Below are 8350 nucleotides of genomic sequence, written 5' to 3' on the forward strand. Positions count from 1 at the left end.
TAGGGGGCAGCCTCTTTTGTATGAAGCAAACGCAGGGTCGAATGATTATGAGAAAGGGCCGAATAATCAACAGAAAGGGCCGAATAATCAACAGAAAGGGCCGAATTACAGCCAAATAACACCCTGACAGATCCAAATTGAGCCTTACAGAGAAAGAAAATGTGAGAGATTCGTTAGATTAAACAGCTTTTTCAGTCAGGTAAAACAGGCCGCCGTTGATAACGGAAATATCAATCTTAGGTTCGTATTGTGCGCGGAGGGCGGCTTTTTCTGTTTGGTAATTTTCATTATCTTCTTGCCCTTCATAAAAACGGTCGAGCAGGTTTAAGTCGTTGTTCCAACGGACAATTGCCTCCTCAGCCCAGCTGTGATCATCTCCTTCAAATGTTTTTCTAATATACCCATCGAGACGTGTCAGGCCGCTGGCAGGCATAATTAATGGTGAGAGGTTGAAAAAAAGGTCTGGAATTTTTGGTGTGACTTTTAGGCGTACTATTCTGTCGTGAAATGCTTCTTTAATTTCTCCTGAAATTAAGTTCAGTCCAATAGAGAGACAAATATCCTTCTTCCTGTCGCATTGGTACGATATCTTTACATTAAGACAAAGCCAAGGATATAGGGGCTGCTGTGAAGTGATAGCAGCATCTTCGTAAAGCCGAATAAAGCCGGCTAGCTTTTTCGTTGATTGAAAAATTTGATGGAGACGTGGCGAACCAAAATGAATGTGTTCTCCTTTTAAATCTTCTGGTGCATTCAATGAATCGGTAATCAGGGTTAGTGTCATGGGGTTAGGCACTCCCCCAGTTTTTTCGAGATAATGCCAATAAAAGGGGCGATTCATTAATTCCTTGTCCATCTCAATACTTAACCCAATGACGAGGTGGGTTGGGTGATTTTCAATGATTTCGCAGTGATTCGCTTCGAAATAGTTTAGCAGGAATTTATGAATTTCCTGTTGCTGCATGGGTTTCACCATCCTTTACTTGCTGAGCAAATTGAATTAATGACGATAAATTATCCATTTTAATTTTCATCTCTCCTTCGGTTTTTGATTCACCGACCACATCAATTAAGTATTCTTCAATATTTCCAATCTCAAGCTTAGTTAAAATTTCATCCAATTCGCCGATTACTTTTTCGAATAAATTTATTTTTTCATATAATAGTTTTAAAATATGATCCTCAATCGTATTTCTTGTAGCTAAGTTGTAAATTCGAACGTCTTCCTCCTGACCAAGACGATGGATTCGACCGATTCGCTGCTCAAGACGCATAGGATTCCATGGTAAATCAAAATTAATCAAGTGATGACAAAACTGCAGATTAATTCCTTCTCCTCCAGCTTCAGTCGCAATCAGTACCTGTGCCTTGTTTTGAAAAAGCTCACGCATCCAATCTTTTTTTCCGCGTTTAAAGCCGCCGCGAAACGGTACTGATGAAATTCCGTGTTGTTTAAGATACCACTGCAGGTAGAGCTGAGTGGCACGGTATTCAGTAAAAATAATGACTTTGTCATTGATTTTCTGTATAAGCTCTAACGTTTTTTCCGCTTTTGAATTGTGCGAAACGGCGTTTACTTTTTCAATAAGCTGATCGATGCTCTCTAAATAAGCTGGTGATGGGTTTTCGGCTTTCTCCTTCATGTTTTTTAAGGTATAGTAAACGGCTTCCCTGCTGCTGCATGCTTCACGCTGTAACGTTAGTCCAGAAAACGAGCTGCTCTTACCGGATTCTCCTGGTTTAAAAGCAACGATTGCATCATACAGTGCCTGTTCGGTTGGGGAGAAGTCAATGACCGTTGTTTCAACATGTCGTTTAGTCCATTCAATCCCCGTATCTGCCCTCCGGTTGCGGATCATGACGGTATTAACGAGCAGCTTCAAATCCTCATCTTCTAGCACAAGACGGCCCTTGCCTTTATACTTTTCAGAAAATAGGGCTTCGTTTCCGAGGTGGCCGGGTTTGAGCAGGGAGACAAGATGAAAAATTTCTTCGACTTTATTCTGAATAGGTGTAGCAGTTAAAAGCAGACAAAAGCGTTTTTTTAACCGCTGCACAAATTCATAGTTTTTTGTTTTATTGTTTTTTAATTTATGGGCTTCATCAATAATAATTAAATCGTATTCTTGTTGAAGGATAATGTCTCGGTGGGGATCACGTTTGGCTGTATCAATAGAAGAGACGATACAGTCGCAGCTGTCCCAGACATAGCTCTTTCGCTGAATCACCGCTGGAATATGGAATTTAGTATTTAATTCAAAGGCCCATTGACTGACAAGAGAGGCGGGAACTAGGATTAATACTTTTTTTACGAGTCCGCGAATCATATATTCTTTTAATATTAAACCTGCTTCGATTGTTTTTCCTAAACCCACTTCATCAGCTAAGATGGCTTTTCCATGCATGGTCTCCACGACCTGCCTAGCTACTTCCAGCTGATGGGGCAGCGGCTTTAGCTGTGGTAAATGCTTCGGTGCTTGGAGACCGTCAAACTCAGGAATAGCTAAATGTGTTTCAGCCTCAATGGCAAGCTTATACAAATCCCAGTTAGCCCATGGTCCATCTTCAGTTGTTTTATGTAAAAATTCCTTACTCCAGTCGGAATCAAATGATATTTGGATTTTCATCGTTTTCATCCTCTTTTTTTCTAGGATTTTTTGTTTTTGTTCATTAAAAGCGAACGTTGTAACGATAGATTCTGATTTCGTTCACTTGTGTATGCTTATTAGTCAGAAAATGATTGCATAAAAAATAGACTTAATGGTAGGATGGGAGTATCTCAGTTGTTATCTATTAATTCAAACTACTTTACTGAAGGAATCGAAGTTATTCCCTTACTATGTACCATTTTAGGAAAAATATTATATGCGGATGAAGACTAGGGGAGAGACTACGTCATGTAGCGCCGAAGGAGCAAGCTTAGCAGTGAATCTCTCAGGCAAAAGAACTCTTGTTGGACGCAACTCTGGAGAGTGTTACGGGCTTAACCGTGACCACCAAAGGGGAAAACCTTTCTAAGGCAAAACTTTCAGGTTTCAGGACAGAGAAAAAGCTCAAACGGGCTTCTCTGTCCTTTTTTGTGTGTTCTTGAAGCGATACCTAAAACCCAAAGGAGGGATTTTTTTTGACTAATTTAAAACGTACGGCTTTATTTGATGAGTATGCAGCAAGTAATGGGAAGACCATTGATTTTGGCGGCTGGGAACTTCCTGTCCAATTTTCAGGTATAAAAAATGAACATGAAACCGTGCGAACGAAAGCTGGGTTATTTGATGTATCGCATATGGGTGAGATTGAAGTTAAAGGACCTGGAAGCTTGTCCTTTTTACAGAAAATAATGACGAATGATGTACAGAAGCTGACAGACGGCCGTGCTCAATATAGTGCGATGTGCTATGAGAATGGCGGCACGATTGATGATTTACTGATTTATAAAAAAGCGGCAGATGATTATCTGGTCGTAGTAAATGCCTCTAATATAGAAAAAGACTTTCAGTGGATGCAGCAAAACCTGAGTCAGGATGTGGAACTGACAAATAAGTCAGATGATATTGCGTTACTGGCACTGCAGGGGCCGCTTGCAAAGTCAATTCTGCAAAAACTTTCAGGAGATACAGATGTAAGTGAAATTAGCTTTTTTACCTTTAAAGAAAATATTGATCTAAATGGAAAAAAAGCAATGGTTTCTAGGACTGGTTACACAGGGGAAGATGGCTTTGAAATTTATTGTAACCGTGATGACGCCCCCATCCTTTGGCAGATGATTTTGTCAGCAGGAGAGAGCGAGGGTCTTCTGCCGATTGGACTAGGTGCACGTGACACGCTTCGTTTTGAAGCAGGACTGCCGTTATACGGTCAAGAGCTGTCTGCAGATATTACTCCAATCGAAGCGGGTATTGGTTTTGCTGTCAAGACAAATAAAGAGGAAGACTTTTTCGGAAAAGCCGTTCTAGCCTCTCAAAAAGAAAATGGTGCTAAACGGAAGCTTGTCGGAATCGAGATGATTGATCGAGGAATTCCAAGACACGGATATGCTGTTTTTAGCAGAGACGATCTGATTGGCGAAGTAACAACTGGTACACAGTCACCGACACTCAAAAAAAATGTTGGATTAGTGCTGGTGAAAAAAGAATTTGCTGAAGTCGGTACAGAGGTAGAGGTTGAAATCCGTTCTAAACGATTAAAAGCAAAAGTTGTGGCAACGCCATTTTATAAAAGGCAGAAAAACTAGAGGGGATTGGTAGCGGCTAAACCTCTTTTACACTATCTAAAGAATGTAAAACCGTCGTCGTTTAGTAGATATAGAATTAACTTAGTATTGTTAAATTTCAAAAAAGGAGTTCATATTGAGTACTCTCTCAACACGAACTCTTTTTTTAAATGATTCTACTATTATGTTAAATCTACCATTACTTTAATCGTTTCTTTTGCTTCAATCGCTTTATCAAAAGCATTTTGAAGTTCATCTAATTTATATGTTTGAGTCACCATTAAGGAGATTTTTGTTTTCTTTTCATTGATATGTTCAATTACTTTTAAAATATCTTCATTCGTATAACCACTTGCCCCTATGATTTTTACTTCATTACTCATGACTTGCGCAAGACTTATCGGAACTTCGTTTTTATAAACCGCGATAATCGCAATCCGAGCGAATGGTTTAACAATTTGCATAACCTGTTCAAATAGAACGGGAGCACCAGCAGCATCAATAAATGCATCTACATCCGGCATATTGGCACCGTATACATTTACTTCGCCAAAATGGTTTGCTAAACCTTGTGCTAAGGTTTCATTAATTGTGTTAACTGTTAATGCACCTAATTCTTGTGCTTTTGCTAAACGCCATTCATCGATATCAACAACGACCACATTTTTAATGCCTTCACCAATTAAACCTGCAGCAGCAGAGAGGCCGATTGGACCTGCGCCTAGGACTACCATGTTTTCTGAAGGTTTTGGCTCCACACTGAAAGCACCGTGGAAACCAACGCTCATCGGCTCCATTAAGACCGCTTCTTCAGCTTTAATAGAATCATCAAATGGATAAAGATTATAATGAATCGCTGCATCTTCTATTAAAACATATTGAGAGAAAGCGCCTACTTCTAAACTGTAACGACGCCCAGCGCGTTTTGCTGTAATAGGGTTAATCCCAACACGCAGGCCAGTTGTTACGTCCTGTCCTACCTCTGAACCTACTTCAACGACTTCCCCAAATAATTCATGGCCAAATTCAGACCCAAAGCGAATCCCCATTTCAGATCCTGCTTTTACAATATTGATATCTGTTCCGCATATACCACCAGCTAGAATACGTACTAACGCATCTTTCGGTCCAACTTCAGGCATAGGGCGTTCTTCAACACCTACATGATTTTTCCCGTGATAAATCCCGACTTTCATCATAGATAATTCCTCCTTCATTCAAAGCACCTTTATCGTACTTGTTTTTAGTAAAAAGGACAATTTGCAACAGTTAACAATGTGTTTATTAACTAACATATCTATCAAAAGTGTAAAGTATAAATTTTAATCAGTTATTGCGGGTTTGCATCAATTAAATGATTCATATCTTTATAATGTGAATAAAAAGTAACGCGGCTAATTTCAGCTTTTTGTGGAATTGCATTAATTGAAATTTTATTGAATTCTTTTTCTTCTAGTAACTCAAATAAGGTATTTCGAATGGCTTTACGCGTCCTTTTAACACGTAAGTTCAAAAATTCATCACCTGACAAACAATCGCCCTCCTACGGTTAATTAACACATAATTTAGTATACTACAGAATTTCAGAAAACGATTTAATAGAAATAGCTTGGGAAAAAGGATTGTAAGTTTTTTTATTGAAAGTGTCTATGATAAACTATTTAATAATACGTAATATTCTAACTAGTTAGATCTTCATATACGAGTTACATAAGAAAGGAATAAACAACCATAACCGAAATAGGATAGGAACGTTGAGCAGGGAAAGTTCGCTGGGCAGTACGTGAACAAATCAAATTAAAAAGGCAGGGATGTAGTATGAGAAATAAAGTTCAACTTGGTTCATCCAATGTATATGTGAACCCAATCGGATTAGGAACAAACGCAGTAGGCGGGCATAATATCTATCCAAACCTAGACGAACAAGCCGGTAAAGAGTTAGTACGAACAGCCATTGAATCTGGTGTTACCTTTCTGGATTCAGCTTTCATGTATGGACCGGGTCGTTCTGAAGAGTTAATCGGTGAAGTGGTAAAAGAAATGGGTCGTCGTCAAGATGTAGTCCTTGCTACGAAAATTGGACCAAAATTTATCGATGGAAAAATGGTCATGGAAAACTCAGCAGGCTTTTTACGGGATGAAGTGGATAAGGCTTTGCAACGGTTACAAACCGATTATATAGACTTGCTGTATATTCATTATCCTGATGAAAACACACCCAAAGATGAGGCAGTGGGTGTGTTAAAAGAGTTGAAAGATGCGGGGAAAATCCGTGCCATTGGCCTTTCAAACTTTTCTCCAGAACAATTAAAAGAAGCCAATAAAGATGGTTATGTAGATGTATTTCAAGGCCATTATAATTTATTAAATCGTGGTGCTGAACAAATCTATTTACCTTATACACGAGAACAGCGAATTTCGTTTATTCCATACTTCCCGCTAGCTTCAGGCTTACTTACAGGGAAGTATTCAAAAGATGATGCCTTCCAAGATTTTCGTGCTACATTACCACATTTCCAAGGGGAAGCATTTGCAGAGAATCTTGCAAAAGTGGATCAAGTACGAACCATTGCGGAGGCAAAAGGTGTGGAAATCGCAAATGTTGTTTTAGCATGGTATCTAGAACAAGATGGAATTGATGTCATTATTCCTGGTGCGAAACGTGCAGATCAAGTGCAAAGTAATCTAAAAACCCTAGATGTTCAGTTAGATGCTGAAGATATTCAAGCGATTGATGAAATCTTCAAATAAACAAGGATTACATTACGCATGGAACTGACTGTTTCATGCGGTTTTTTATCAAAAGGGGGAGGAAGATGACAAACATTATTCAGGCTGCTATTCAAGATTTAGACGAAATCATGTACATAGACAGCGAAGTGATGGGGGACACAAGCAGACGAAGCTATATAGCGAATGCCATTGAGTTGGGATGTTGTATCAGTGCAAGAGAAGGAGACGAAGTGGTAGGGTTTTTACTTTACGATACGCATTTCTTCGATTGTTCATTTATATCCCTGCTTATTGTTTCACCTTCAAAAAGACGAAAAGGATATGCCAGCAAGATGTTGGATTTTATGATGCGGATATCGCCGACAGCCAAGGTATTTTCTTCTACCAATCGTTCGAATGGTAGTATGCAGAAAGTATTTGCTGCAAACGGTTTTATTCAAAGTGGAATCGTAGAAAATTTAGACGAAGGAGATCCGGAACTTATCTATTTTAAAGCAAAATAGATTCAAAAAAATCTCCTCTAATGCTATTAGAGGAGAAAAATCCTTATTTTTGCTGCTGGCTGTGTTCAATTAACTTATATTGTAAGCGTAAATATTCATTTAGTTCAGTTTCTGAAAAGGAATCGAACAGGTCAATGTAGATTTCATTGCCTATTTTTTGTGCTTCCTGTAAAGCATCTAAGCCTTTATCTGTAATTTTCAGGCGGACGGTACGGCGATCTTCTTCCTCCTGGAGTCGTTCAACTAGTGCTAATTTCACAAGTTTATTTGAAATATTCGTTATAGCTCCTTTAGTATGACCGACAACCTCTGCCAATTCACTTTGCTTGCGGGGGCCTTTATTCTTTAATTCAGCCAGTACAAGGATTGGTGAAATGCCTAAAGGATATGAAAACTTTTGGGAAAATTGAATGATATTCAGGTTGCATAAATGTTCTGTTGCATTAATTAGCTGAAAGATATTTATCTTTTCCATAATCTCTCCTGAATATTAACGTAGTTGGGTAGTACCCCCATCAACCATAATTGTTTGTCCTGTAATGTACTTAGAATCTTCGCTTGCTAAAAAGACAGCTACACGGCCAATGTCTTCTTCCACATGTCCAAAACGTCCTAAAGGAATTTTAGAAAGTACGGCTTGGTAGTATTCCGGTTGTGCTTCAGCCCATGCACGTACTCCAGGTGAATCAGCCACAGGACTAATGATATTCACGTTGATGCCATCACGGCCCCATTCGTTTGCGGTGACGCGTGAGATCCCACGGATTGCTTCTTTCGCTGCAGCATAGGCAGCTTGTGTTTCATGTCCATTAATCCCAGCACCAGAAGCAAAGTTAATGACATTCCCTTTTGATTCCTTTAAATACGGATAAGCAGCTTGCATTAAATACCAAGTTGGATAGAA

Annotated in this window: 9 protein-coding genes and 2 riboswitches; of the genes, 3 read left to right on the forward strand and 6 right to left on the reverse strand. The window is 39.1% G+C overall.

Going from position 1 to position 8350, the window contains the following annotated elements; all coding sequences use genetic code 11:
* Window positions 1–178: 178 nt before the first annotated feature.
* Both WYK_RS16905 and WYK_RS16910 read right to left on the reverse strand, forming a co-directional pair.
* A complete protein-coding gene (locus WYK_RS16905) occupies window positions 179–964 on the reverse strand; it encodes a YqhG family protein (protein ID WP_040375651.1) in 786 nt (261 codons plus the stop codon).
* On the reverse strand, window positions 942–2627 hold the full coding sequence (locus WYK_RS16910) for a DEAD/DEAH box helicase (RefSeq protein WP_040375652.1): 1686 nt from the start codon (window positions 2625–2627) through the stop codon (window positions 942–944). The genes WYK_RS16905 and WYK_RS16910 overlap by 23 nt, the downstream gene beginning before the upstream one ends.
* 244 nt (window positions 2628–2871) lie before the next feature.
* Window positions 2872–2960, forward strand: a riboswitch (glycine riboswitch).
* Window positions 2961–2963: 3 nt separating this feature from the next.
* Window positions 2964–3046: riboswitch (glycine riboswitch) on the forward strand.
* A gap of 78 nt (window positions 3047–3124) precedes the next feature.
* Between WYK_RS16910 and gcvT the strand changes: the two genes are divergently transcribed.
* Entirely contained in the window at window positions 3125–4231 is a 1107-nt protein-coding gene (gene gcvT, locus WYK_RS16915) for a glycine cleavage system aminomethyltransferase GcvT (protein ID WP_040375653.1), read from the forward strand.
* Window positions 4232–4392: 161 nt separating this feature from the next.
* Here the strand turns inward: gcvT and WYK_RS16920 are convergent, their stop codons facing one another.
* Both WYK_RS16920 and WYK_RS16925 read right to left on the reverse strand, forming a co-directional pair.
* Window positions 4393–5409 carry a zinc-dependent alcohol dehydrogenase gene (locus WYK_RS16920; protein ID WP_235782545.1) on the reverse strand — a complete coding sequence of 339 codons (1017 nt, stop codon included), beginning with the start codon at window positions 5407–5409 and terminating at the stop codon, window positions 4393–4395.
* 131 nt (window positions 5410–5540) lie between these two features.
* On the reverse strand, window positions 5541–5741 hold the full coding sequence (locus tag WYK_RS16925; protein WP_051387615.1) for a TetR/AcrR family transcriptional regulator: 201 nt from the start codon (window positions 5739–5741) through the stop codon (window positions 5541–5543).
* 287 nt (window positions 5742–6028) lie between these two features.
* On the opposite strand from WYK_RS16925, the gene WYK_RS16930 reads away from it, so the two are divergent.
* Window positions 6029–6961, forward strand: coding sequence for an aldo/keto reductase (locus tag WYK_RS16930; protein ID WP_040375654.1), 933 nt, complete (start codon window positions 6029–6031; stop codon window positions 6959–6961).
* A gap of 65 nt (window positions 6962–7026) precedes the next feature.
* A complete protein-coding gene (locus WYK_RS16935) occupies window positions 7027–7446 on the forward strand; it encodes a GNAT family N-acetyltransferase (RefSeq protein WP_040375655.1) in 420 nt (139 codons plus the stop codon).
* Between the two features lie 43 nt (window positions 7447–7489).
* Here the strand turns inward: WYK_RS16935 and WYK_RS16940 are convergent, their stop codons facing one another.
* Window positions 7490–7921, reverse strand: a complete 432-nt coding sequence (locus WYK_RS16940) for a MarR family winged helix-turn-helix transcriptional regulator (protein WP_040375656.1) — start codon at window positions 7919–7921, stop codon at window positions 7490–7492.
* Between the two features lie 15 nt (window positions 7922–7936).
* Window positions 7937–8350: SDR family NAD(P)-dependent oxidoreductase (locus WYK_RS16945; protein WP_040375659.1), on the reverse strand; the 414-nt coding region annotated here is incomplete at its 5' end.

Origin of the sequence: Peribacillus psychrosaccharolyticus ATCC 23296 (assembly GCF_000305495.1) — a bacterium.
GTDB lineage: Bacteria > Bacillota > Bacilli > Bacillales > DSM-1321 > Peribacillus > Peribacillus psychrosaccharolyticus.

Bases quoted from the DNA above. Each gene is read 5' to 3' on its own strand.
- WYK_RS16930 (WP_040375654.1), top strand. From the start codon at position 6,029: ATGAGAAATAAAGTTCAACTTGGTTCATCCAATGTATATGTGAACCCA.
- WYK_RS16935 (WP_040375655.1), top strand. From the start codon at position 7,027: ATGACAAACATTATTCAGGCTGCTATTCAAGATTTAGACGAAATCATG.
- WYK_RS16910 (WP_040375652.1), bottom strand. From the start codon at position 2,627: ATGAAAATCCAAATATCATTTGATTCCGACTGGAGTAAGGAATTTTTA.
- WYK_RS16920 (WP_235782545.1), bottom strand. From the start codon at position 5,409: ATGATGAAAGTCGGGATTTATCACGGGAAAAATCATGTAGGTGTTGAA.
- WYK_RS16940 (WP_040375656.1), bottom strand. From the start codon at position 7,921: ATGGAAAAGATAAATATCTTTCAGCTAATTAATGCAACAGAACATTTA.
- WYK_RS16905 (WP_040375651.1), bottom strand. From the start codon at position 964: ATGCAGCAACAGGAAATTCATAAATTCCTGCTAAACTATTTCGAAGCG.